This window comes from Marinomonas pontica (assembly GCF_036322735.1).
Taxonomy (GTDB): Bacteria; Pseudomonadota; Gammaproteobacteria; order Pseudomonadales; family Marinomonadaceae; genus Marinomonas; species Marinomonas pontica.
Window position 1 is genome coordinate 3,231,201 of sequence record NZ_AP027271.1, and the last position, 24,194, is coordinate 3,255,394.

Here is a 24,194-nt window from a genome sequence, read left to right on the forward strand (position 1 = left end):
CCTAGTTAACTGACATTTGTAGCAGCTTTGGCGTAATAAATACAAGTAATTCAACCTTTTCTTGCTGTTCTGATCGCCTTTTAAACAGCTCCCCCAGCCATGGTATCGCACTCAAGAAGGGCACCCTGCTCTCATATTCAAAGCGCTCTTCACGAAAAATCCCCCCTAAAACAAGCGTTTCTTGGTTTTTCACCACCACCTGAGTTTTTAAGCGGTTGGTTTTTAAACTTGGTACGCCGTTAATCAAGTCTCCCACAGAGTCTTGATGGATCGTTAACGACAATAAAATATGCTCGCCGTCTTTTACAAAGGGGGTCACCTCTAACATCAGCGCAGCTTGACGAAACTCTATACTCACCTTGTCATCATTGACCGTTTGATAAGGAAACTCCGTTCCAGACTCAATGCGTGCAGGCTGCCCTTCCGACGTGACAATTTTTGGTTTCGACACCACGTTTGCGTAGCCTTCACTTTCCATCATATCCAACGTGAGCGCCAGCAACCCAGAACCGCCCGAATTTGAAAAGCTCACACTGGTCGACGGCGTTAATGCGCCCAAGTCCACCGCACCACCAAGGGACGAACGCACACCATCGGACAATGAGGTTTGCCAGTTCACGCCGAATTGAGATTGTGCGGTGCGACTCACTTGAGCGATTTGTGCACTGATTTCCACCTGCCTAAGGGGGGCGTCCAACCACGCCAAGGTGTCGAGAATCCCATCGAGCGAATCGCACGTCGAGGCGACGATGGAGTTTGTTCGTTTATCAACAATAAGAGAAAGCGATGGGTATAAGGTTTGCAAGTGCTCACCCACAATGTCCGCTTTCGCATGTTTTAGCAGCCAATACGCACGCTGGCACAACGCTTCTTGAGCGTCTGCGCTCACCTCATCGGTTATTCGATTCGGCATCAGTACCGCCACCGAACCTTGCCACTCGAGCCGCAAATGCGGTTGCTGGGCAATGGCCTCCATCACGTCTTTCCAACTCGCGTTTTTGATCGATAACGTCAACACATCCTGTATGTCGGGGCTGATAATCACGCTTTCGTTCATTTGTGACGCCAACCATGGCAGCACTTCTTGCAACGAGCGCGACTCAAAATACACATCCATAGCACTCACAGAACGCCCGATCATCAGCATCAAAAGTAATAGGCTCGCTTTGATAAATTTACTCACCAACACCTCCGAAATCGCGAATCAACAGCGTTTGCAACGCACCGCCTTTTTCCACCAATGTCACCTGACCCAGCGCCACAGAACGAACCGACAAACCAGCATCCGGTAGCCAACTGCCGGCTTGTACCCAGTGCCGCCGATGTTTGTATTCAATCAATGCGGAAGTGCTTTTCGCTGTTCGCATGGTCGACAGCAGCAGCCAATCCGCTGGAATAAAACGCGTATCGTCCAATCGTGTAGGCAGCCAGTTGTGGAAACTTCGGTTCGCCTTTGGGGCTTGTATAGCGAACCGCAACACGCCATGCCACTGCGCGTTTTTCTCTCGTTCCCAAGAAACCGTTAACACACTTAACGAAAACCGACGCTGCACCTCCTCCAATAAAGATCGCCATTGCACCAAAGTCTGTGACCCTTCGATTCTCCATTGCGTCGCCACATTCGCTTTACGTGCAACAATTCGGTGTTCTAGCCAGGCGTACTCGCCAAAGCGAACATTTTCCAACGCAATGGCTTGCCTTTGTATCGCTTGCCATTCGCTGACCGCCTGATTTTTCAACCTCGTCTGACGACGAATGTCATCATGCGCTTGAGATAACCACGGGTACCAAAGTGATATCTGCAACAGCGATAACAAGGCCACTGTAGAGTAGCGTAGAGCCGGAAGAGGACGCCTTTTAAGGCTCAAAAACATGGATTGAAACATCGACCACCTCCGTTCGATTCGAAGCAGAAACAACGGTTGATTCTATACGCCATTGCCATGTGGGCGTTTGGCTTTGCCACTGATTCAATAGGTCCGTTAACACCTGCTGCGGTAACGTCATCAGGAGTGTTGCATTGGCATCAACGTGGGTCATAGACACGATCCGAACTGAGCGCGGCAGAGATTGAACCATGGCCAACAATGTTTCAATAAATGGGTGGTCGACACGCGACGAAGACCAAGTCGTTTGCTGGTTTAAGATTTGCTGACGTTCAATCAACGTCTGTGCTGATTGTTGCTGTAGCGCCAGAAAATACGCAGAGGCACTTCCGTTAATCAGCACGCTCGCCATCAATAGACTCCACCACAATAAACGATTCACTCGACGCTGCGGTTTATCCGGCTGATAAGTGGCCAGGGCTTTTTTTTGGCATTGAGACCAAGAACGCGACCTCTCGGACATAGAATTCCACTGACTGAAGGGTATGAGAAGGCACTGATGTGAGGGCCGTTTAAAGGGTTCGCAAAGCTGTTTACGCCATTCATTGGAGCAGGCAAAGATCGCCAATTCCGCGAATTTATTAGGCAGAGAGTGTTGCTGAAAGCTAAAACTCAAGGTTTCTGGTGGCAAGAAAGTGGTTTCTACTGCGTAGCTTAGCGCCGCCAGTGGCAACAACGAAACGGGCACCAAATGATCGATCTGGCATTGCGATGTCGACAGCCATGCATCCGGAACCAATACGATGAGACGAGTCGGCTTGTTTTTACGTCTAGTGACGATAGTGGATTGAATTAACGCCAATTGATGGGAGTCAGGGCGTATGTCCTGCGAGAAGAATGGGTCTAATCTCGCCAGAGCTGGCGCTGTAGACGATTCATAAAACGTACAATATTCTGCGTGGTACACAGCCACAGAATAGGCAGAAGTGAGCCTCATTATTCATCCTTGAATGGGTAAGCTTTTTTGATTTGACGTCCATGCCAAATTTTTCTCAAGATAACACGATTTGATGCAAAGTTAAGCGCCTATTCTCTGATCATCTTAGGTATAATGGCTTTTTTTCACTCAGTACTTATTAGATTCATATGGCCAAGACACTCAAAATTCTCTTCTTTCTCGGTCTTTTTGGGGCGCTGAGCGCTGCAGGAATAACCTACGCGATTTACTACAGCGTAAAAGACCGCATTCCAACCGTAGAAGAACTAAAAGACATTGAGCTGAAAATACCGTTACGCATTTACACCGCCGACAACCAACTCATCGGCGAATTTGGCGATCAGCGCCGTACCCCCATCAATTATGCTGAGATTCCACAAAATCTAGAACACGCTATTCTAGCCGCCGAAGACACCAACTTTTATCACCACCCAGGCGTCGACATTTTGGGCTTAGGTCGTGCTGTCGTGCAACTGATTACCACCGGACAAAAACAAGGTGGTGGCAGTACCATCACCATGCAGGTCGCTCGAAACTACTTTTTGTCTTTCGAACAAACCTTCACGCGTAAATTCACAGAAATCTTCATCTCTTTAAAGATGGAAAGAGAACTCAGTAAACATGAGATTCTTGAGCTTTACGTCAATAAAATTTATTTAGGAAACCGCGCCTACGGCTTTGAAGCCGCCGCCCAAGTCTACTATGGCAAAACACTGAGCGAATTAGACCTTGCTCAACTCGCGATGATTGCCGGCTTACCCAAGGCGCCCTCTCGGTTTAACCCTGTTGTGAACCCATCACGCGCGCTCATTCGCCGCAATTGGATCCTACAACGCATGCTGTCTTTGGGCATGATCGATAAAGACGCGTATCAAACCGCCGTAGAAGCCCCGATCACCGCAAAAAACCACGGCGTTATGCCTGATATTGAAGCGGGCTATATTGCTGAAATGGTGCGTTCAGAGCTCTACAACACCTTCGGCGACGACTTGTACAGCACCGGAATGACCGTCTACACCACCATCGACGCCTCCCGCCAAAAGGCGGCTAACGCAGCGGTTTTTAATGGTGTATTGAGCTACGACATGCGACACGGCTACCGCGGTTCGATTGAAACCCGTACCGACTTGGTTGATGCGCCATTGGAAGAACAAGAAAAAGCCCTACAAGATATTGAGCGTTTCTCCGATTGGCAAACCGCATTGGTCATCACCACCAGCGATGTCAGTGCAGACGTTCGGCTTGCTAACGGCAAGCGCGCCACCCTTGCATGGGATGCTATCAAGTGGGCTCGCCCTTACATCGACGAAGATTCGCAAGGCCCCGTGCCGTCGAACGTTGCCGATGTGTTGGTACCGGGCGACATTGTACGTTTACGCCCTGACACGCAGCTTGGCTGGATCTTGGCGCAAAAGCCTACAGTACAGAGCGCGTTAATTTCATTGAACAGCAAAGACGGTGCGATCCAAGCATTAGTCGGTGGCTTCAACTTCTATGAAAATAAATTCAACCGTATCACGCAGTCCAAGCGCCAACCGGGTTCCAACTTCAAACCCTTTATTTACGCCAGCGCGTTAGACCGCGGTTATACCGCCGCCAGCATTATCAATGACGCCCCTGTGGTATTTAACGATACCAACCTTGCTTCTGCATGGCGCCCTACTAATGACGGTGGCAAGTTCTACGGCCCGACTCGTTTGCGTCAGGCATTGTATCGCTCTCAGAATATTGTCTCGGTTCGCTTGCTTGATGAGCTGGGCATTCGTCCCACACTCAACTTTTTGAGACGTTTTGGTTTTGATCCAAACGAGCTGCCGAATAACTTGTCCTTGTCTTTAGGCAGCGCCAACTTGTCTCCATTGCAAATCGCAACAGGCTATGCGGTCTTCTCTAATGGCGGCTACCAAGTTCAGCCATATCTGATTGATAGAGTCGTCGATAGAAACAACGAAACATTGTTTCAGGCCAATCCGATTACCGTTTGTGTCACCTGCACCTTATTGGAAAAGACACAAGACAACGAGCCTCAGATGGGGTTATTCAACACCCAAGAAGGCATTCGAAGCTTACCAGTTGCACCACAAGTATTGGACCCAGAAGTGAATTACATCACTTACGATATGATGAGAGACGTCATCAAATACGGTACGGGTCGACGAGCTCGCGTTCTACAACGTGATGATATTGCAGGCAAAACAGGCACCACAAACGATGGCCGCGATGCGTGGTTCTCGGGCTTTAATGGCGAGATTGTGACCTCCGTCTGGAGTGGCTTTGACAACTCATCATCATTGGGTCGCGGTGAATGGGGTGGGTCTGTGTCGCTACCGGCTTGGATAGATTACATGCGCGAAGCGCTAAGAGGCACAGAGCCTTCGTATGTGTATAAACCGTCCTCTTTGGTCACCGTCAGAATCGATCCCAATACAGGAGAGCGCGCGTTGCCGGGACAGTCCAATGCCATTTTTGAAATATTCAGAAAGAACCATGTGCCACCACAACGCGACCTAAACCTACCGGCTTCCAACAACAATTCGAGCAACGATGCACAAGTTGAGAAGCAAGAAAATAACGTATTAGAAAACTTGTTCTAAGCACTCTCACAGCAACAAATGAACATAAAAAAAGGCGACTCCCGAACAAGGAGTCGCCTTTTTATTGGAACTTAATTCGATTAAGCACCGAAGTGGTCAAGATTCTCTAGTGGGTAGAAATCTGGGTATGGAAGCATTGCCACACCAGAATCAACCGCTGCACGAGCAACCGCTGCAGACACTACGTTCAGCAAACGAGAGTCCATTGGTTTTGGCAAAATGTACTCTTTGCCGAAGCTCAATGGTGCGCCGCCGTAGGCCGCGACAACGTCTGCTGGCGCGTCTTCTTTCGCAAGATCTTTAAGCGCATGAACCGCTGCCACTTTCATTTCTTCGTTGATCTTAGTCGCGCGAACGTCTAATGCACCACGGAAGATGAATGGGAAGCCAAGAACGTTGTTTACTTGGTTAGGGTAATCAGAACGGCCTGTTGCCATGATCAAGTCATCACGAGTGGCACGAGCAAGCTCTGGATTGATTTCTGGATCTGGGTTTGAACAAGCAAACACGATTGGGTTCGCCGCCATTTTAGCCAACTGGTCAGCAGACAATAGATCTGGACCAGATACACCGATGAATACATCAGCGCCATCAATGGCATCGTCCAAGTTGCGCTTATCTGTATCGATCGCAAACATGGCTTTAAATTGGTTCAAGTCTGTACGACCAGAATGAATCACACCGTTACGGTCAAGAACGAAAATGTTTTCGCGTTGTGCACCACATGCAATGATTAGCTTCATGCACGCTGTCGCCGCTGCACCAGCACCTAGACAAACGATTTTCGCATCAGCAATGTTTTTGCCTTGCAGCTCAAGGGCATTCAAAAGACCCGCTGCGGTTACGATTGCAGTACCGTGCTGGTCATCGTGGAACACAGGAATAGAACAACGCTCGATCAATTGACGTTCGATTTCGAAACACTCAGGAGCCTTGATGTCTTCTAGGTTGATGCCGCCATATGTGTTGGCAATACGGGCAACCGTGTCGATGAACGCTTGTGGGCTTTCAGATTCTACTTCCACATCAACAGAGTTAATGCCGGCGAAGCGCTTAAACAACAAGCCTTTACCTTCCATAACGGGCTTACTGGCCAATGGACCTAAATTGCCCAAACCAAGGATCGCAGAGCCGTCAGAGATAACCGCTACTAGGTTACCTTTACCAGTATAACGGTAAGCATTTTCTGGGTCTTTTGCGATTTCACGGCAAGGCTCAGCCACACCAGGGCTATAAGCAAGAGAAAGGTCACGAGCGGTTGCTGTCGGTTTTGTGATCGTTACGCTCAATTTTCCTGGAACTGGATATTCATGGTAATCCAACGCCGCTTGTTTTATATCTTCAGCCATTATTATGTTTCCGTCTATTTGGTGTAAGTAATTAGTTTTATCATAGCCAAACTGGGCCTTGTTCCCAAGCCTACAAAAGCTTCGAAAGTGGCACCTTATAATTTTGAGTCGCCAGAATAATCGATCTACCCCGTACTTTAAAGCGTAAAACCATAGGAATATTCTATCAATCAACTATTGAAAGAGTCTTTGATTTCAAGCAAATCATTCGGATGCTTTACAGAAAGAACCCAAGATTTAAAGTCAGAGTGACGACTTTTCCTTTGATGCTGCCAACCTCGCACTTCTATTGTTTTGCCCTCAAGTGAAAACACTTTTTGAGCAGGCCAATAGTCGACCGCGCTGGATGGCAAGTTGATTACTAGATCCTGATCGGTTTCTAGCCACCAACCACCTCTGTTTTGAGTAATGGAAGTGATGTTAACACGAGAGATTGCAAAGCCAGCTTTTGGCTGCCAGTGCAAAGGTTGCTGCCATAATTTCTTATGGGCACTGCGAGCTGAGTTCTCAGCCGCCTCAAAACAAGCTTGATACGCAAGATTTGGAGGGATGGCAATTCGATAACCAAGCCCTTCGGATAGTAACTGACTTGTCAGTGAAAGACGATCTTTATCGAAGAGATAGTATAATTTTCGACCGTATCTATCTTGATCGTTTTTTGCTCTTTGTAGGTAAACAAATGACCCAAGGCGTGCACGTAAGAAACGGGTCGCTTCTACCGCATAGCCTTCATGGTTGCCTTTTTCATGATCAAGCTCTGGTGTATTGATACCCACCAGCCGAACTTTTCGGCCATCGGCAAGGTGAATGGTATCACCATCGACCACTCTTTTTATCTGAGCTTTTTCCAATGCGCCAGTCGCTTTACACAGTTCGCTGGCTTGAATGGCACAGGACAAAAACAAAAAAAGCGCCAAGAAAACTTGGCGCTTTTTTAATCCGATCACAGTCATGCCACCAATTACTTAGTAGTACGACGCGCTCCGAAACGCTTGTTGAAGCGATCAACACGACCACCTGTGTCCAACATTTTTTGTTGGCCAGTGTAGAATGGGTGACAGTTGCTACATACGTCGATGTGCATGTCTTTACCGTGTGTTGAGTTTAGGTTCAGAGTGTTACCACAAGTACAAGTTGCAGTAAGTGCAGAGTAAGTTGGGTGGATATCTTTTTTCATCGTAGTTACCTTAAAGTTTGGTGTGCCGCCACTTGATCAATATTAATGGGCTATTGCCTTGCCAAGCACCGCACGTTTCGTTGTACAGACATTGTACAGTGGATCCAAGAGTGGCGTATTTTAGGGATCTATGACCTAATCAGCAACCTTTTTATCGCGCTTTGCCTATAAAATTGTGGCTCGCGCCAACCCATCACTCTGACGTACACTTAGTCATTATCTAAGATCTCTACTTTTTGCTTTACTAAACAAGGTTTAACCTAACGCATGTCTGAAGCGCTGCTCACACTTCACCCATACATCAAAGTCGCTCTACCTGTGCCGATGCGGACATTATTTGACTACAAAGTTCCGAAAGCCATTGCGTTAAGGCACGAACTCAAACCGGGTATGCGAGTCAAAGTACTGTTTGGAAAAAGCAGCCGATTGGGCGTCATTGTCGCACTGAGTGACACCAGCGATTGGGACCCAGAGCAGGTAAAGCCACTGACATCGCTACAAGATGAAAGACCCGTTATCACCCAAGAGTTGATGGCATTGTGCGAATGGGCTGCCCGCTATTACCACCACCCAATTGGCGATGTGATTTTTCACGCTCTACCCGTTTTGCTGCGCAAAGGCGAAAACGCCGAATTTCGAACCGAAAATTGGTGGTTCACGACGCCACAAGGACAACAACTGCCGCTTGAACAGCTCAGCCGTGCGCCTCGCCAGCAAGATTTTTTAAAAGCCGTACAACAACACCCTCATGGCTTGAGCCAACACGCGGCATCGGTACTGGATCTTGCGCCAGCAGCAGGCAAGACACTAGAAGAAAAGGGCTTGTTGCGCAGAGAACCTCGTTCCTTCAACAAAGGCGGTGAAAAACACGCACATCAAACACAAGTACCGCCCACACTGAACCCAGAGCAAATGCACGCCACCGAGCATTTACTCGATCATCGCCATGAATTCAATGTGGCCTTGTTAGACGGCGTGACGGGCAGCGGCAAAACCGAAGTTTTTTTACGCGTCATGGCGCGTTTGATCGAAGAAGGCAAGCAAGTGCTGGTCATGGTACCGGAAATCGGCCTAACGCCCCAAACGCTAAAGCGCTTTGAAATTCGTTTCAATACCGACATCGTCCTCATGCACTCCAACATGAGTGACCGCGAGCGTCTGGACGCTTGGTTATTGGCCGCAAGCGGTCACGCCAAAATCATCATAGGCACTCGCTCCGCGGCGTTCATTCCGGCACCAAACCTGGGCATGATCGTCATTGATGAAGAACACGACACCTCTTATAAACAGCATGAAGGTTTCCGCTATCACGCTCGTGATTTGGCGATTAAACGGGCGCAAGCTTTGAACATTCCGGTTCTGCTTGCCTCAGCAACACCGTCCTATGAAAGCTTAACCAATGGACTACAAAAGCGTTTTGCTTGGCTCAAACTGCGTCAACGAGCAGGCAATGCGCACATCCCAGAAATGGAAAGAGTTGACCTTCGCGGAAAAACGCTCGTGCATGGTTTCAGTGAACAGGCACTTGCGAACATGACGTTGTGTTTAGAACGCAAAGAACAAGTGCTGATTTTTTTAAACCGCCGCGGCTACGCCCCCACCTTGATGTGCCATCAATGTGGCTGGATTGCTGCGTGCGACCACTGTGACGTCAACCTCACCGTACACAAACGCGCTAATAAGCTGCATTGCCATCATTGTGACACCCAAAAAGCACTGATCCATACTTGCCCTGAATGCCAGTCAGAAGAGCTGTTTACGGTCGGAGAAGGAACGGAGCAAATAGAAACGCAGCTCAGTACTTTGTTCAAAGATGTGCCTATTTTACGCATCGATCGAGACAGCACACAGCGTAAATCCGCCATGGCAAAACTCACGCAAAAGATCCACGAACATGATCAAGCGATTCTCATTGGCACGCAAATGCTGGCAAAAGGTCACCATTTCCCCAATGTCACCTTGGTCATCATCATGGACGCCGACGCTGGGTTGTTCTCATCCGATTTTCGCGGAATGGAGCGCACTGCCCAGCTAATCACACAAGTTGCGGGGCGAGCGGGGCGCGCCAAAAAGCCGGGGCACGTACTGCTGCAAACCTACCATCCAGACCATGCGGCTATCGAATGTTTATGCAACCTCGGTTACGAGCATTTTGCGATTGATGGCTTAGCAGAACGGAAATCCCTATCACTGCCGCCGTTTTATCATCAAGTGATCGTGCGTGCCGAATCGGGAAATGAGCATGAAGCCATGCAACTTTTGGCGGCCATGAGAAACGACCTTGAGCCATTGTTCTCAAAAGACGTGTATCTGGTTGGCCCCTATGCGGCCATCATCGTTCGCAAAGCAGGACAACACAGGGCGCTCATTTCCATCAAATCGGCTCACCGTGTGCCCCTACATCAAGCCACGCAAATGATGAGCGACTGGCTGGAGCAATCAACACGTCAACATCGGATTCGATTCGCTATCGACGTCGATCCACTGGAAACTTACTGATCTTGCACGCATAATGTGCACACTCATTCAGCGCCCTATTTATACGATACCCAAAAGCCCAAATTATGTTTAACCCGATCCAGATTGCAGCAAAAGGAAGTCGCCCAAGAAAAGGGGCGACACGAAGAACACCCCCACCACAAAAACGCAAAACAGCATGGTGGTTGTGGCTGCTGGTTCCCGCGATTTTGATTGCATTTATTTACGCACTCACACAGCTCAATCAAGTGGCCCCCAAAGCGGCACCCGCACCGGTAGAAAAACCCAAAGTCGCACAAAAGCCCAAACCAGCAGCGCCAAAAAAAGTCGAAGAAACCACAAAGGGCGTCCCTAAGAAAGACACCTTTGAGTTCTACCAAATACTGCAAAACAGTGAAGTGGATACCAGTCATGTCGATGCTTATCAATCCACACCTCGTGGCGAACAAGACTTCTACTACATGCTACAAGCTGCTTCATTCAGAAACCCAGAAGACGCCGATCGCATGCGCGCCAAACTGATTCTGTCTGGCATGGTTGAGACCAATATTCGCAAAACCATTGGCCAAGGTGATCAACCTTGGTATCGCGTCGTGCTTGGCCCTTATGAATCTCGTTCGAAAATGAACCGCGCGGAAGACAAACTCGTGTCCATGGACATCTCGTCTTACTCCTATAAAGTCAAAAAAGACCAATAACCACTTTCAGATAATCGTCCAGATTGCATACAGAAAATGAAAGCCTTCTCTGTGTGCAATCCTCGCTTGAAATCCGACCGCTCGCCCCCATTTCGTTAGTATCGAAACGGGAGTAGACCATGACAACGATTCTTACTGTACGCAAAGGCAACCAAGTCGTCGTAGGCGGCGATGGGCAAGTATCTTTAGGCAACACTGTGATGAAAGGCAATGCACGTAAAGTGCGTCGTTTGTATCGAGGTGAAGTCATTGCTGGCTTTGCTGGCGGTACAGCCGACGCATTTACACTGTTCGAACGCTTTGAAGGCCAGCTTGAAAAGCACCAAGGGCATCTTGTGCGCGCCGCGGTAGATCTCGCTAAAGATTGGCGATCCGACCGCGCGTTACGCAAATTAGAAGCCATGCTGATCGTTGCTAACAAAGAAAGCACGCTGATCATCACGGGCACTGGCGATGTGGTTGAGCCACAACACGGCGCATTGGCCATTGGCTCTGGTGGTAACTTTGCCGAAGCGGCCGCTCGCGCCTTGATTGATAACACAGAGTTATCGGCCAAAGAGATCGTTGAGAAAAGCCTCAACATCGCCGCGGACATTTGTGTGTTCACCAACCACAGTTTGACCATAGAAGACATCACCATCGACCCGCAGCTTGAAGACCAGTCTAAATAAGGTTTTCCAAAAAGCGACGCAACCATCATTCAAGAACGTAGCATTCAAGAACATAGAAGAGAATTCATCAATGAGTAGCATGACCCCAAGAGAGACGGTTAACGCCTTAGACAATCACATCATTGGCCAACAAAAAGCAAAACGTGCCGTGGCGATTGCGCTGCGCAACCGTTGGCGTCGCATGCAGCTGCCTGAAGACATGCGCGCAGAAGTGACACCAAAAAATATTTTGATGATTGGCCCCACGGGCGTAGGTAAAACCGAAATCGCTCGCCGCTTAGCAAAATTGTCTAATGCGCCTTTTATCAAAATCGAAGCCACCAAGTTTACCGAAGTCGGTTACGTCGGCCGCGATGTGGAATCCATTATTCGTGACCTGGTCGAAATGGCGATCAAAATGCTGCGCGAACAAGAAACAGCCAAGCTGCGTCACAAAGCCGAAGACGCTGCTGAAGACCGCATTCTTGATGTGCTATTGCCACCCGCTCGTGGCGGTGACCCTGAATTAGCAGACAACAGCACACGTCAGACATTCCGTAAAAAGTTACGCGAAGGCCAACTGGACGACAAAGAAATCGACATTGATGTCGCCGACTCGCCAATGGGTGTCGAAATCATGACGCCACCTGGTATGGAAGAAATGACCAGCCAGTTGCAAAACATGTTTTCTAGCTTCGGTTCTCAAAAGACGAAAAAACGCAAGCTGAAAGTCAAAGAAGCCTTGCGCCAAGTTCGTGACGAAGAAGCGGCAAAGCTGGTTAATGAAGAAGAGTTAAAAGCCCGTGCTGTAGAAGCGGTTGAGCAAAACGGCATCGTGTTCTTAGATGAAATCGATAAAGTGGCAAAAAGCTCAGAACGTTCTGGCGGCGAAGTGTCCCGTGAAGGTGTACAGCGCGACCTATTACCATTAGTCGAAGGTTGTACGGTGAGCACCAAATACGGCATGATCAAAACCGACCACATTTTGTTCATCGCATCGGGTGCGTTTCATCTGTCTAAGCCATCGGATTTGATTCCTGAACTGCAAGGTCGCTTACCTATTCGCGTTGAGCTAGACGCACTCACCGTCGACGACTTCAAACGTATTCTGGTCGAGCCAAGCGCGTCTCTCACGAAGCAATACGTGGCGCTCGCGAAAACAGAAAACATCAATTTGAACTTCACCGAGGAAGGCATTCATCGCATTGCTGAGATCGCTTTCCAAGTAAACGAGCGCACAGAGAACATCGGTGCTCGTCGCCTGCACACGGTACTTGAACGCTTGCTTGAAGAAGTGTCCTATTCCGCCAGTGATATGCCTGACGATCAAACCGTCGACATTACGGCCGCCTATGTCGATGAGCAACTTGGGGAAATCGCCGAAAACGAAGACCTAAGCCAATACATCCTATAATTGATTTCATCGTATAACACGCCCCTTCAATGAAGGGGCTTCATAGGACAAAACAATGGCAACGCCTGCGCCCACGTCGATCAACTACCACAAACAATCCCGAGAATTAGCCATCGCTTTTGCGGATGGACAATGCTTTCGCCTGAGCGCGGAATACCTTCGGGTTCACTCACCCTCTGCGGAAGTCCGAGGGCACGGTTTGCAAATGCCGATATTACAATACGGTAAAAAAAACGTGGCTATCCATAATATCGAAGGCGCTGGAAATTATGCGCTCAAAATATCCTTTGACGATGGTCATGACACAGGACTTTACACGTGGGAATACCTCTACAATATTGGTAAAAACCATGATGAACTCTGGCAGATGTACCTAGATCGTCTTGAAAAAGAAGGGCAAACACGGGACACTTCTGTTATTCAAATCCACCAGCTTTAGTGACAACACTTAAGCCGCCATGATCGAGACGTTTTTATGGGTTCACTGACATTATCGGCACTTAGCGCGATTGAAAACGCCATTAACCTCGCCCTGAAACAAGACACACCTTCCCAAAATCGCCTAAGCAAATTGGCAGGACAACAAGTCTTTCTTTACGTGGAGGACTTCGACTTTATTCTGCAGATTCACATTCTTGAACAAGGCGTCATGCTCAACAGACCCGAAAGTATAGAAGAGATAGAGCTTGATCCGCGATTAGATACCCTAGTGCAAGGACCGAGCGCCGCGTACCGGAAACTGCTCGAAGGCGATGGTTTCTTTGACGGTGACTTACGCATTCAGGGCAACGCTCAAGCCTTGATGACATTGCATAAAGTGATGGAAAACTTTGAATTGGATTGGGAAGGATTGCTTGCTGATCACATTGGCGATTTATCCGCCGCCGCTTTGGCTCGTCTGCTACGCGCTCAGTGGTCTTGGAGCAAAGAATTCGCCACCAGCACCAGAATGCAACTGGTTCAACATCTACAAACCGACAGCCAACTTCTGCCAAGCAAAATTGAATTCGACCACTTCGTCGATGAAATGGAACGCTTCGGCACCTTAATAGATCGCGCTGAAGCTAGGTTGAGGTTGTTAGCGAAATAACGAAGATGGACTCAAGAACAGAATCGAAAATGAGTCCATCGTTACCGACTATCCTTGATCCGCAGCCTGATACTGAGCCAACGCTGTTGTGACCTTTTTTAAATACACTCTAGTTTCATTGTAAGGCAACTGGGTGACAAGACGCTGATACACTTCTTCTGATGATAAGCTGTTTATCACGTCTATCGCGGGGTTCATGACCTTGCGACGCTGAGGGTGAAACACGCTCGCCACATTTCCAGCACCCGTATTATAAGCCGCAATCATACAATACAGCCGGCTTCTTTCATCTTTGATATCTTTTAGGTATCGAGTATCAAGCAAATGTAAATAGCCCGTTCCGAAGCCGATGTTGTCTTTCGGCTGAAAGAGCAAAGACGCTTCAGGGCTGTCACTTTTGCTATTAAGCATTTGGTTCACATCCAGTCCTGCAGAGTCTGGCACTATTTGCATAAGACCAAAGGCAGGAATAGGAGACTGAGCTAACGGGTTAAAACTCGATTCTGTTTGCGCTATAGCAAGAATCAGGTTTTTATCTACATCGTATTTCTCACCCATCGCCACCGCTGTAGGCATAAATGGCGACGCTCTTTTTAAGAACACATTCTCTGGTAAGTTGATACGAACCCTGCTTATACGTTTGCTTATGGCACTTTGCGGCACATCTGACGCCCCCTGCCCCATTTTTTGTAGAAGAGGAGGCACAACAGCCGTATCCGTTTCTGTTGTGTTATTTTTTGCAAGATCAGCCAGTGTGCTGTCATCGCTTATGCTTTTTAACAAAGAATCAGACGCGTGTTTAATCGCCACTTTGGATAATACAGGATCATTGGCTAACGCCTGATTAACCGAGGTATTTTGCAATGCCAATAGCGCTTGCTCTACATCAGGCGCCTCATCTGAAAGCGACTCAACAATAATTTCATTGTTTTCATAATCGAGCACCGTTCGCTGTTCGAGATCATCACTGTAAACAACGTATTGGTGTTGCCCTGAAAGAGCGGTTTTATCGCCCCACTTGCCCGTTACTTTATTCTTAAACGCCATATAACGAGCTTGGTATTGCGTTTTAAACTCTTTATAACTTGTCTGACGGCTCGCTTTCCATTCGGCATAACTGCTAGCACCAACAGAAAAGGAGCCAAAACATATAAAAAGCAGTACGAATTGAGAAACTTTTTTCATTTTATAGGCACCAAAAAAAGGGGCTACGAATAGCCCCCTTATCATTTTATTTACCGCCGAGCTCCTGACGGACTTGATCCAGTGACTTGTCACTTTCTTCCATCAAGAATTGACGATACAGCTCAGGAGAATCATCATTCAAAGCCGTGTTCACTAAGGCTTCCATGTTTTCCGCATAAGCCGCCTTATTGAGACCGACTAGGACATACATGTTGCCCTTGGGGCTCGTTTGAGTGCGATAAATGCGAGACTTTGTCAGCGTCATCGTCGCCAAGGTTTTCTGAATCCGTTCAGAAACATCTGCGTTTGTCGTGCCTTCTTCTGTTTGGCTGTCGGTCGTTAGTCTAGACAAGCGCGTCTTCACTTCCGAAGCAAAATACCCAGTTAAACGAGCTCTGGCTTCAGTTGTTGCAACATCCGTCATCATGCCAGGGCCTGATGCTAGCTTCCTAGAATAGCCAACAGCCTGAATTTCTAGGTCATCGACTGGATGATTACAAACCCAATTTGGGGCCACTACATCCAAGTTATCTGGATATTTACACCCATCATTTACGAGGTCTTTAGTAAGTACAGATGAACAACCTGCCAGTGCAAAAACCGATAACGTCACAACCCCAGCTTTCAGTAAACGCATCATAATATCCCTATATTAAAAGCTTGGTAATTTGACACAAGAACCAAATACTTCAGACTCGCCTACGTCACACTTTCCATGATCCAATCGTGCGATGTCTCCGATCTTTAGTTCGTTGATCAATTCTTCGTCGCCCACATACACATAAGCGCCTTGACCGTCGATGCCTTCAGCGATCATTTCACCTTCGCCCAATAAGGACTTTTCAATACGAACCTCATTGGTGATTGGAGTGATATGGCTTTTCTTACGGTAAAACTTCACAGTAGCCCCTTCCATAGCGCCCGATTTTTTGCCAATCGTGACACGGAAAAGCGCTTTTGAAGCGTCTTCGTTGTCTCTACGCTCGATAACGTAAGCCGCTGGCGCTAAATCATTTAATGTTTCACCTGAGCCTGACTTGATCGCATCATTTAATGCTTTAGTCATAAGCCCTCTTGCTGCTGCTTCTGAGATTGGGCAATTAGAACGTGTTGTATCAGTCGAAAAACTGGATGAGCCTTCATACTCATAGGTATTGATTAGTTCCATGGATGGTACTTTATAGGCACGGACATACAGCTGACCTTGGCTGGAAAAACGACAGTAAGCATCCGACTTGTGGTACTTACCTTTCTTATCCTGCCAAGTGTTGGCTTCATGGAATGTTGAGCCGTATTTTACGCTCGCAATTTTGGTCATGATGGCAATATCAGCAACCGCAGGACCGGAGGTGCGAAATTTACCTGATGCCTCAGCCGCCAAAAGCTCACTTTTCAATTTAGTGGCCAACGTACGATCTACAACGATGTTCCCAGACTTCAATAGTCGCTGTGAAATATCATCGTATACATCATTTGCGAATACCTTGTCGTAATCATCGCTGTATTCAACAGGAGAAAGGATAATCTTGTAGCCGTGACCACTCATTTGAGCTTTTAACTCTTCTTGAGTCGGTGCCATTTCAGCATGAGGCACAACAACAGGCGTTGTATCCTTAGGCTTTAAATTTCCGCCCATACAACCAGTCAGTAAAGTGGCACCCATCATTGTTGCACCAAGGAGAACGTTTTTCTTGAACATATATAAGACTCTATCTATTTAGTTTCCATACCGAAGACCTTCCAAAGACCTTCACCCTTTATTTTCTGAACAGCCATTGACTGGGTGGCATTTTTGCCTACATCCAATCCAGAAACTGAAGCGGCACTGACCTTCCAATGGCTTGAAGACACAACTCCTGAGCCATCGGTTAACGTGCCAACGAAATCCATTTTTACTATGTTCTCACCAAACAAAACGCTTGAACTAAACTGGGTATCGTAATCAATAATAAGGTCGCATTTTTTACAGTCGTCTACTCTTAAACCTTGCGAGAGTAAGTCGGCGATAAGTGCACGATTGATCAGCGTCCGATCACCTTTAATCTTTACCGAGAGGGGGTGTTGTGACGTAGCATGACGAAGCTTCTGAGCAAGATAAGGAGTAATATCTTTGCTCGTAAGACCAGATATTAACGAGGCCAATTTATCGCCTTCCTCAGCTCGCGATACAAAATGGCGGGTCGCAACCCACCACTGAAAACGGCTGATTTGTTGATTCGCTAAAAGCTTAGCCAATTCATTCTCGATCGTATTTAGCTGACGAGACCAATTATTAACCAAAGCGTCTTTATCAACGCGAACCAGAACCATAACGCGGTCAGAAATTGTGTCTGTTTTAACGATTTCAAAATGGCTTAAGGAGACTTTTTCTATTTCAGATGAAAGCTGACGATCAATGTAATCGGATGTGGAGATGGTTGTTTCTTGAGTGCGCCGGGACAAAGAAGCACTGATAGTCGTCTGAAGCTTTCCAGCTATGTTTGATAATGCTTGCTGATTTGCAGCGTTGAGATGAGCGCCTTCACCTAAACCATATAGCCATTTAGAGTTATCCTCCGGTGGAGATACCCACCAGTCTGGCATGCTAGGCTCAAATCCTGGGAAGCTTTGACAGGCAGACAACATCAAGGCGATAAGACTGCAAATAAGATAGCGTGTCATCACTCGTCCTTGAAGTACGCTGCGTATTCATATCGAGTCACTAACATGTCTGCAGCAGTGGATGCGTCTATATCACCTACGGAGAAAACATTCGGTTTAATCGCGCCCCGCAGTGAGTTAAGAACATCAGACGATTGATCCTGCCCATTTTTGAGAAGACTGTCATTCAATTCCGCAATTTGATTTCCACTCATTGTCGACTCACTGTATGCCGCACCGTACCCAACATAAGCGACAAACTGATTAAAAAACAGACCAGCACGCCCTAACGAGTGGCTTTCTAAATAATAGGTTAAGTTGGCATCATCCGAACGGATTTCATCAAAATAAGGTGAGTATTCAGCATAAACAAAACGACCAAGTTCCTTCCCTGAAAATGGCAATACAGGGTAAAAAGAACGATCTAAACTGATGATTTGATAACCCTTAATATAATTATTCTGCGTCGCAACCGTGAGAATATATTTTGAATTAGGGTAATAGCGATATTCTAATTCTTTATTCGTTTGTGATTCTTTTATAACAGTGGCAATGCCAAAGGTTTGCTCTATGAAGTGGATATTACCGCCCACTTTCACTTTAGAAAGCTGCTCTAATTCAATTTTATCGGTGAATTTGGCAATAAAGCCTTCGTACATTTCAATTGACATTTGCTTAGTATCCGACCATTGGCCAATAGAAAGCATAATTGCAGCAATTGTGAAAATGACACTTTGAACACGCTTAATAAAGCGTGGTTTTTCAGTAGGCACATATTCCATGTGTTTAAATTAAATCCATTTACATTGTAAAGAAATCGCATTAAACACCACAAATTCCTTATAGATCAAGCAAAAAAAGACACTATCCTGACATTTCTAGTCTTTTTTGACGTTTTTTTTCGAAACGTCCAAGTTTTGTTTATTTCACAACCAGAATAAAACTCAACGTAGTGTCTGCAATGAGACCTTAAATATCACATCCATTTTGGGAGGGTGGTTACTATATTTAGATTATGTAAAACGCCTTTTTATTTAAATAGCCAATGTTTTATCGACTAGTCCCAGTTCTACTAAAATACACACCAACAATCGTAATCACAAAACCAATAATTTGAATCATCGTCATAGATTCGCTGAACAGAAAGTAACTTTCTACCGCAGCTAACGGCGGAGCCAGTAACAACATAGTAGAAACTTGTGATGCTCGGACTTTTCTTAATAACCACACCATTAAAAAAACACCGCCGCCAGATAAAACCAGTACACCCCAAATGACGAGCAAGAAAGATTCCAACTGCACGGCAAATAAGGTTTCACCAAGTAACAACATAAAGCCAATCGAGACAACACTCGCGGCGAGGTTTTGAATCGCCATGGAACTGAAAATATCAGACGATGATATCGACATTTTTTGATAAGTCACACCAAGAGACAAAGCCAATATCGCAACGCAAGCCAAGGTAAACGTCAGTAACGTAATGCCCCCATGACTCATATCTAGGGAACGTGCGATTAAGTCAGATTATTAGCACTAAGTCGCAGCTGGCCTGATTCGCTCTTTAATTTACTAAAAACCTCGGTTTTTAGTGTGTCTTATTCCCTAGTTGGAGGCTTAAAAGCTCCAACTACCACCATCAAGACGGATTAACCCCGTGCAGACCTTATCATCTGATCCACTCGCAGTATGTTTCCCAGTGCAAACAACACCGCGAGCTTGTTGTCATTTTTTGATAGACCTTTATAGACCACTTTGCGGAAGCCAAACTGGCACTTCAGTATCCGAAACGGGTGCTCTACTTTTGCTCTGATGCTCGCTTTTATGTACTCAGTATTGATGGGGATTTTATTAATACGGGGATGCTTTTTCCATTCCCGAACCTTGCTTGGCATCTCCGCAATCAACCACTCCAACGTCTTATCTTTTGTTTCCTCACGTTTTTCCACGCCACGGTAGCCCGAGTCAGCAGAGACAAACGTCTCATCGCCATGCATGAGCTCAGTGATTTGGTTTAGGTCGTGTTCATTGGCAGAAGTGGTGGTGAAACTATGCACCAAGCCACGTTTAGCATCGACTCCAATATGTGCTTTTAATCCGAAGAACCATTGGTTTCCCTTCTTAGTTTGGTGCATTTCTGGATCACGTGATTTGGCTTTATTTTTGGTCGAGCTAGCGGCTTCAATAATAGTCGCGTCAACGATGGTGCCTTCTTTGAAGTAAATACCTGAGTCTGATAGCCATTTATGGACTTCTTTAAATAGTTTTCGTCCAAGCTTATGCTTTTCCAGTAAGTGCCTGAAATTCATAATAGTTGTGTGATCAGGTATCGCACCTTCTAAGGATAACCCAGCAAAAAGCCGCATAGAGGTAATCTCATAAAGAGCGTCTTCCATTGCAGGGTCTCCCATGTTGTACCAGTTCTGCATAAAGTGAATGCGCAACATGGTAGACAAAGGATATGGGCGACGTCCATTACCTGCTTTTGGATAGAAGGGTTCAATTTGGGCTTCAAGCTGCTGCCAAGGAATCAATTCATCCATTCGACCAAGAAAGAGTTCTTTGCGAGTCTTGCGGCGTTTGCTGGTAAATTCGGTGTCGGCGAAGGAAAGCTGGTTCATGATCGGTAGGCGTCGTAGTTGTCTTAAGTCGGCGAGATTATCTCATGTTACCGACTTAATCGCATGTTCCCTAGCTCTAGCGCTGGACTGATAACCAAAACTAACCCAACTATGCCAACCAACATGCCGATGACACCTTTCAAGGACGTTTTTTCTTTGATCAACAAGAAGGCAAGCAAGGTCACTAACGCTGGTTGCAATGCGCCAATTAAAGCCATAACGCCAGCGGGCAACCCTTTTGCTATGGCAACATAGGCAAAGCCCAAGTAAAAGCCATTCATCAACATACCGGCAATAATGTGCTTTGGTAATTCATTCCACGCAGGAAAGCGTCGACGCTGCCACAAGGCAATGGCAAGAAACAGCAAGCCTGCTAAAACAAAACGAACACTCAAAAAAACATTAGGATCGATCAAACCGACGATAAGTTTGCCGGTGATAAAGCCTGTTGACCAAATCAGCACCAAGAGCACATATAAAAATGCCATACAAAATCCCTTTTAACTTCTCGTTATGAGAAGCAATTTTTAATTTCTTCGCTCGAAGAACCTAAACCTATCAAAAAGCTCAACTTCACAAACGCGGCTTCGTAAGTCATGTCTTTGCCTGAAATCACGCCCGCTTTAACCAAAGCAGAACCCGCAGCATAAGCACCAGCGGCTACGCTTCCAGCACCGCACTGGCTCACATTAACAATAACAACACCGCGGTCTGTTGCGGCTTTTAGAAGCGCTAAAAGAGCGGGATCCTTATCGGGCGCATTGCCAGCACCATAACTTAATAACACCGCCCCTTTTACATTTTCACTTAATAAGCCTAACCAATGCGAAGCTTGAACGCCGGGAAACACAGGCAAAATGGTCACAGCGCCCTCCTCCATCTCTGGGATACGAACGTTCATCGATTTTTGTGTACTGTCGGTCACAGCCCAGCGCCAATCGATGCCTAGCACCCCTCGCTCTGGGCAGTTCGGAGAACTGAACGCTTGCCAGTCACTGGTGTGCGCCTTATGTGCGCGGTCGCCTTCGATGAGTCGACCAGCGAAAAATAAAAACACACCATTGTGATGCTTTACACAATTAAGCGCTTCACAAGCAGAGATGGCGCCCATTACATTGATCATGGCATCCGTGCGAACTTTATACATAGGCACTTGTGAGCCAGTGACAATAATCGGCTTATCACCGTTCTCAAACATACAAGACAACGCCGACGCGGTGTACGCCATGGTGTCTGTACCATGTAAGACAATAAACGCATCAAAGTCCTGCCACCTGCTTTCAATGTCTCGGGCAATGGTTTGCCAGTCTTTTGGCGTGGCATTGGAAGAATCAATTAAGCTTAGGTAACTTGCTATCACAAAGTCATGAGTAAGTTCATCGGATGCATTTAAGTGTTGGGCAAGATGGTCAGCAAACGCGGCATCAGGTGTTAGCCCTTGCTCGGAAGGCACCATGCCAATCGTGCCGCCCGTATAAGCAATATAAATCTTCATTTGCTGCTTGTTCCTCTTTGTTTGTTTCATTTGGCCATGAATTATGTCACTTAACGCTGAAAACACAAAAGGCGCTCTTCGACTAGAAAAGCGCCTTTTAATTTACACATGAAAGCGTAGAAAAATCACATACGCTCTAGCGTTTCGATACCTAACAAAGACAAGCCAAGCTTCAGCGTTGAAGCCGTATTTAACGCCAATTGCAGACGGCTATGTTTCACGTCATCTTCGGCGTTCAGGATAGGACAGGCTTCGTAGAAAGTCATAAAGGTACCTGCTAAATCGTACAGGTAAGAACACAAGAAGTGCGGCATACCGTCATTAGCGACCTGCTGAATCGCTTCTTCAAACTGACACAACTTCACTGCTAGAGCACGCTCTTGTGGTTCCTCAAGTGCAATGTCACCCGTCAAGCTCGCCACGTCCATCTCTGAACGTTTTACGATACTTGCTACGCGAGAATAAGCGTACAACAAATAAGGCGCCGTGTTGCCTTCAAAGCTCAGCATGGTGTCCCAGTTGAACACGTAATCACTGGTGCGGTTTTTCGATAAGTCAGCGTATTTGACCGACGCAATACCAACCACACGGCCGATGTTACGCAGCTCTTCTTCGCTCATTTCTGGGTTCTTCGACGCCACCAATTGGTATGCACGCTCTTGTGCCTCTTCCAATAAAGAAGACAATTTTGCTACGCCGCCAGAACGAGTTTTGAATGGTTTTCCATCGCTGCCCATTACCGTACCAAACGGCATGTGCTCCAATTGTGTTTCTGGTTTCACAAAGCCGGCTTTACGAGACAAGGTAAAAATTTGTTGGAAATGCAAAGACTGACGTGCATCCACAAAATACAACACGCGATTGGCATTCAAGGTATGTTGACGGAAACGCACCGCCGCTAAATCCGTTGTCGCATACAAAAAACCACCGCCGGTTTTCTGCACGATGATTGGCGTAATCTCGTCTTCTTTGTTAGCAAACTCTTCCATAAACACACACTGTGCGCCATTGGATTCTTGCAACAAACCTTGCTCTTTAAGCTCGCTGACCACATTGGCCAAATCATCGTTATAGGCACTTTCAGGCATGACGTGCTGACGCTCTAAAGACACACCAAGCATTTTGTAGGTTTCTTCACAGTGCGCCATAGAGATTTCGATAAACTCGTCCCAAAGCGCCAAGCACCCTTCGTCACCGGACTGCAACTCAACCACCAACTCACGAGCACGAGTAGCAAAAGCCTCATCATCGTCAAAGCAGGTTTTAGCGGCACGATAGAAGCTTTCAAGATCAGAAAGCGCCATGCTAATTTTGGCGTTTTCGGCACGTAAGCGTTCCATGTACGCCAGCAACATACCGAATTGTGTTCCCCAGTCACCAACATGATTTTGACGAACCACATGATGGCCAAAAAACTCCAGAGTGCGAACCACCGCGTCACCAATTACCGTCGAGCGCAAATGGCCGACGTGCATTTCTTTGGCTAGGTTTGGCGCTGAATAATCCACGACCACCGTTTCAGGTTCTAACACTTCACTAACATCCAAACGCTCACTACCGCGTAACGTCGCTAACTCTTTGCTGAGCCAAACATTTTTCAAGAAAATATTGATAAAACCTGGGCCCGCGATTTCAACTTTATCGGCGACATCTGACAAGTCCAATTTCTCTAATGTGGCTTGAGCAAAATCACGAGGATTCATTTTTAAGGCTTTCGCCGCGCCCATGATGCCGTTAGCTTGGTAATCACCAAATTGAACTTTTGCCGATTGACGAACTAACGCGGCGGCCGTATCCGACGCACCAGCGGCAACCATGGCGGCTTGAATGCGCTGATTTAAAAGAGTTTGAATATTCACAAGGGAGACCTTTAAACAGTAAATATGTCACTAAAAATAGCGACATATTAGAATCACACAGCCCTCTCACTGTCACCAATGAGAGGGCTGAATTCAAAAAATAATGGCACTAATGATAACCGAT

The 24,194-nt window shown here is 46.8% G+C and carries 23 protein-coding genes; 7 read left to right on the forward strand and 16 right to left on the reverse strand.

The annotated features are described in order from the left end of the window. Position 1 precedes the first annotated feature (1 nt). From AABA11_RS15220 to AABA11_RS15230, 3 genes are read right to left on the reverse strand one after another with little or no spacing between them, the layout of a single operon-like run. On the reverse strand, positions 2–1,183 hold the full coding sequence (locus AABA11_RS15220; RefSeq protein ID WP_265728759.1) for a type IV pilus secretin PilQ: 1,182 nt from the start codon (positions 1,181–1,183) through the stop codon (positions 2–4). Then, positions 1,176–1,886: a hypothetical protein gene (locus AABA11_RS15225; protein WP_265728758.1), complete on the reverse strand. Its 711-nt coding sequence runs from the start codon at positions 1,884–1,886 to the stop codon at positions 1,176–1,178. Before AABA11_RS15225 ends, AABA11_RS15220 begins: the two co-directional genes overlap by 8 nt. Then, positions 1,858–2,823 carry a hypothetical protein gene (locus AABA11_RS15230; RefSeq protein WP_338269251.1) on the reverse strand — a complete coding sequence of 322 codons (966 nt, stop codon included), beginning with the start codon at positions 2,821–2,823 and terminating at the stop codon, positions 1,858–1,860. The genes AABA11_RS15225 and AABA11_RS15230 overlap by 29 nt, the downstream gene beginning before the upstream one ends. 149 nt (positions 2,824–2,972) lie before the next feature. Between AABA11_RS15230 and AABA11_RS15235 the strand changes: the two genes are divergently transcribed. After that, positions 2,973–5,417 carry a penicillin-binding protein 1A gene (locus AABA11_RS15235; RefSeq protein WP_338269253.1) on the forward strand — a complete coding sequence of 815 codons (2,445 nt, stop codon included), beginning with the start codon at positions 2,973–2,975 and terminating at the stop codon, positions 5,415–5,417. An 80-nt stretch (positions 5,418–5,497) separates the two neighbouring features. On the opposite strand, the gene AABA11_RS15240 is transcribed toward AABA11_RS15235, so the two are convergent. The 3 genes from AABA11_RS15240 to rpmE all read right to left on the reverse strand — a co-directional run bounded on the left by AABA11_RS15240 (position 5,498) and on the right by rpmE (position 7,943). Next, on the reverse strand, positions 5,498–6,766 hold the full coding sequence (locus tag AABA11_RS15240; protein ID WP_265728754.1) for a malic enzyme-like NAD(P)-binding protein: 1,269 nt from the start codon (positions 6,764–6,766) through the stop codon (positions 5,498–5,500). A 170-nt stretch (positions 6,767–6,936) separates the two neighbouring features. Next, entirely contained in the window at positions 6,937–7,719 is a 783-nt protein-coding gene (locus AABA11_RS15245) for a thermonuclease family protein (RefSeq protein ID WP_265728753.1), read from the reverse strand. A gap of 8 nt (positions 7,720–7,727) precedes the next feature. Next, on the reverse strand, positions 7,728–7,943 hold the full coding sequence (gene rpmE, locus AABA11_RS15250) for a 50S ribosomal protein L31 (protein ID WP_114411483.1): 216 nt from the start codon (positions 7,941–7,943) through the stop codon (positions 7,728–7,730). A 267-nt stretch (positions 7,944–8,210) separates the two neighbouring features. Here rpmE and AABA11_RS15255 point away from each other — a divergent pair, with 267 nt between their 5' ends. The 6 genes from AABA11_RS15255 to AABA11_RS15280 all read left to right on the forward strand — a co-directional run bounded on the left by AABA11_RS15255 (position 8,211) and on the right by AABA11_RS15280 (position 14,273). Continuing rightward, positions 8,211–10,442, forward strand: a complete 2,232-nt coding sequence (locus AABA11_RS15255; protein ID WP_265728752.1) for a primosomal protein N' — start codon at positions 8,211–8,213, stop codon at positions 10,440–10,442. A gap of 65 nt (positions 10,443–10,507) precedes the next feature. Continuing rightward, positions 10,508–11,119, forward strand: coding sequence for an SPOR domain-containing protein (locus AABA11_RS15260; RefSeq protein WP_265728751.1), 612 nt, complete (start codon positions 10,508–10,510; stop codon positions 11,117–11,119). 119 nt (positions 11,120–11,238) lie between these two features. Then, on the forward strand, positions 11,239–11,790 hold the full coding sequence (gene hslV, locus AABA11_RS15265) for an ATP-dependent protease subunit HslV (RefSeq protein WP_265728750.1): 552 nt from the start codon (positions 11,239–11,241) through the stop codon (positions 11,788–11,790). A gap of 70 nt (positions 11,791–11,860) precedes the next feature. Then, the gene (gene hslU, locus AABA11_RS15270) at positions 11,861–13,183 is read left to right on the forward strand and encodes an ATP-dependent protease ATPase subunit HslU (RefSeq protein WP_265728749.1); all 1,323 of its coding nucleotides are present in this window, start codon (positions 11,861–11,863) and stop codon (positions 13,181–13,183) included. Positions 13,184–13,238: 55 nt separating this feature from the next. Continuing rightward, positions 13,239–13,622 carry a gamma-butyrobetaine hydroxylase family protein gene (locus AABA11_RS15275; RefSeq protein WP_265728748.1) on the forward strand — a complete coding sequence of 128 codons (384 nt, stop codon included), beginning with the start codon at positions 13,239–13,241 and terminating at the stop codon, positions 13,620–13,622. A gap of 36 nt (positions 13,623–13,658) precedes the next feature. Beyond that, positions 13,659–14,273, forward strand: coding sequence for a ubiquinone biosynthesis accessory factor UbiJ (locus AABA11_RS15280; RefSeq protein ID WP_265728747.1), 615 nt, complete (start codon positions 13,659–13,661; stop codon positions 14,271–14,273). A 48-nt stretch (positions 14,274–14,321) separates the two neighbouring features. Here AABA11_RS15280 and AABA11_RS15285 read toward each other — a convergent pair whose 3' ends face one another. The 10 genes from AABA11_RS15285 to argS all read right to left on the reverse strand — a co-directional run bounded on the left by AABA11_RS15285 (position 14,322) and on the right by argS (position 24,070). Continuing rightward, complete coding sequence (locus AABA11_RS15285) at positions 14,322–15,458, reverse strand: murein transglycosylase domain-containing protein (RefSeq protein WP_338269265.1); 1,137 nt, start codon at positions 15,456–15,458, stop codon at positions 14,322–14,324. 46 nt (positions 15,459–15,504) lie between these two features. Further along, a complete protein-coding gene (locus tag AABA11_RS15290; RefSeq protein ID WP_265728745.1) occupies positions 15,505–16,098 on the reverse strand; it encodes an LPP20 family lipoprotein in 594 nt (197 codons plus the stop codon). A gap of 12 nt (positions 16,099–16,110) precedes the next feature. Next, positions 16,111–17,124, reverse strand: a complete 1,014-nt coding sequence (locus AABA11_RS15295; RefSeq protein WP_265728744.1) for a hypothetical protein — start codon at positions 17,122–17,124, stop codon at positions 16,111–16,113. A 47-nt stretch (positions 17,125–17,171) separates the two neighbouring features. Beyond that, the gene (locus tag AABA11_RS15300) at positions 17,172–18,119 is read right to left on the reverse strand and encodes an LPP20 family lipoprotein (RefSeq protein ID WP_338269268.1); all 948 of its coding nucleotides are present in this window, start codon (positions 18,117–18,119) and stop codon (positions 17,172–17,174) included. Then, complete coding sequence (locus tag AABA11_RS15305) at positions 18,119–18,871, reverse strand: ETEC_3214 domain-containing protein (protein WP_338269269.1); 753 nt, start codon at positions 18,869–18,871, stop codon at positions 18,119–18,121. Before AABA11_RS15305 ends, AABA11_RS15300 begins: the two co-directional genes overlap by 1 nt. Positions 18,872–19,148: 277 nt before the next feature. Beyond that, positions 19,149–19,595: a DMT family transporter gene (locus AABA11_RS15310; protein ID WP_338269270.1), complete on the reverse strand. Its 447-nt coding sequence runs from the start codon at positions 19,593–19,595 to the stop codon at positions 19,149–19,151. A 149-nt stretch (positions 19,596–19,744) separates the two neighbouring features. Continuing rightward, entirely contained in the window at positions 19,745–20,719 is a 975-nt protein-coding gene (locus AABA11_RS15315; RefSeq protein WP_338269637.1) for an IS5 family transposase, read from the reverse strand. A 44-nt stretch (positions 20,720–20,763) separates the two neighbouring features. Continuing rightward, positions 20,764–21,204 (reverse strand): DMT family transporter, encoded by a 441-nt coding sequence (locus tag AABA11_RS15320; RefSeq protein ID WP_338269272.1) that lies wholly within the window; start codon positions 21,202–21,204, stop codon positions 20,764–20,766. 23 nt (positions 21,205–21,227) lie between these two features. Then, on the reverse strand, positions 21,228–22,211 hold the full coding sequence (locus AABA11_RS15325; protein ID WP_338269274.1) for an asparaginase: 984 nt from the start codon (positions 22,209–22,211) through the stop codon (positions 21,228–21,230). 125 nt (positions 22,212–22,336) lie between these two features. After that, positions 22,337–24,070, reverse strand: coding sequence for an arginine--tRNA ligase (gene argS, locus AABA11_RS15330; RefSeq protein WP_338269275.1), 1,734 nt, complete (start codon positions 24,068–24,070; stop codon positions 22,337–22,339). Positions 24,071–24,194 lie beyond the last annotated feature (124 nt).

What these genes read in the sequence shown, in the direction of transcription:
- AABA11_RS15225 (WP_265728758.1), bottom strand. Translation starts at nt 1,886, where the DNA reads ATGTTTCAATCCATGTTTTTGAGCCTTAAAAGGCGTCCTCTTCCGGCT.
- AABA11_RS15230 (WP_338269251.1), bottom strand. Translation starts at nt 2,823, where the DNA reads ATGAGGCTCACTTCTGCCTATTCTGTGGCTGTGTACCACGCAGAATAT.
- AABA11_RS15235 (WP_338269253.1), top strand. Translation starts at nt 2,973, where the DNA reads ATGGCCAAGACACTCAAAATTCTCTTCTTTCTCGGTCTTTTTGGGGCG.
- AABA11_RS15240 (WP_265728754.1), bottom strand. Translation starts at nt 6,766, where the DNA reads ATGGCTGAAGATATAAAACAAGCGGCGTTGGATTACCATGAATATCCA.
- AABA11_RS15245 (WP_265728753.1), bottom strand. Translation starts at nt 7,719, where the DNA reads ATGACTGTGATCGGATTAAAAAAGCGCCAAGTTTTCTTGGCGCTTTTT.
- rpmE (WP_114411483.1), bottom strand. Translation starts at nt 7,943, where the DNA reads ATGAAAAAAGATATCCACCCAACTTACTCTGCACTTACTGCAACTTGT.
- AABA11_RS15255 (WP_265728752.1), top strand. Translation starts at nt 8,211, where the DNA reads ATGTCTGAAGCGCTGCTCACACTTCACCCATACATCAAAGTCGCTCTA.
- AABA11_RS15260 (WP_265728751.1), top strand. Translation starts at nt 10,508, where the DNA reads ATGTTTAACCCGATCCAGATTGCAGCAAAAGGAAGTCGCCCAAGAAAA.
- hslV (WP_265728750.1), top strand. Translation starts at nt 11,239, where the DNA reads ATGACAACGATTCTTACTGTACGCAAAGGCAACCAAGTCGTCGTAGGC.
- hslU (WP_265728749.1), top strand. Translation starts at nt 11,861, where the DNA reads ATGAGTAGCATGACCCCAAGAGAGACGGTTAACGCCTTAGACAATCAC.
- AABA11_RS15275 (WP_265728748.1), top strand. Translation starts at nt 13,239, where the DNA reads ATGGCAACGCCTGCGCCCACGTCGATCAACTACCACAAACAATCCCGA.
- AABA11_RS15280 (WP_265728747.1), top strand. Translation starts at nt 13,659, where the DNA reads ATGGGTTCACTGACATTATCGGCACTTAGCGCGATTGAAAACGCCATT.
- AABA11_RS15285 (WP_338269265.1), bottom strand. Translation starts at nt 15,458, where the DNA reads ATGAAAAAAGTTTCTCAATTCGTACTGCTTTTTATATGTTTTGGCTCC.
- AABA11_RS15290 (WP_265728745.1), bottom strand. Translation starts at nt 16,098, where the DNA reads ATGATGCGTTTACTGAAAGCTGGGGTTGTGACGTTATCGGTTTTTGCA.
- AABA11_RS15295 (WP_265728744.1), bottom strand. Translation starts at nt 17,124, where the DNA reads ATGATGGGTGCCACTTTACTGACTGGTTGTATGGGCGGAAATTTAAAG.
- AABA11_RS15300 (WP_338269268.1), bottom strand. Translation starts at nt 18,119, where the DNA reads ATGACACGCTATCTTATTTGCAGTCTTATCGCCTTGATGTTGTCTGCC.
- AABA11_RS15310 (WP_338269270.1), bottom strand. Translation starts at nt 19,595, where the DNA reads ATGAGTCATGGGGGCATTACGTTACTGACGTTTACCTTGGCTTGCGTT.
- AABA11_RS15320 (WP_338269272.1), bottom strand. Translation starts at nt 21,204, where the DNA reads ATGGCATTTTTATATGTGCTCTTGGTGCTGATTTGGTCAACAGGCTTT.
- AABA11_RS15325 (WP_338269274.1), bottom strand. Translation starts at nt 22,211, where the DNA reads ATGAAGATTTATATTGCTTATACGGGCGGCACGATTGGCATGGTGCCT.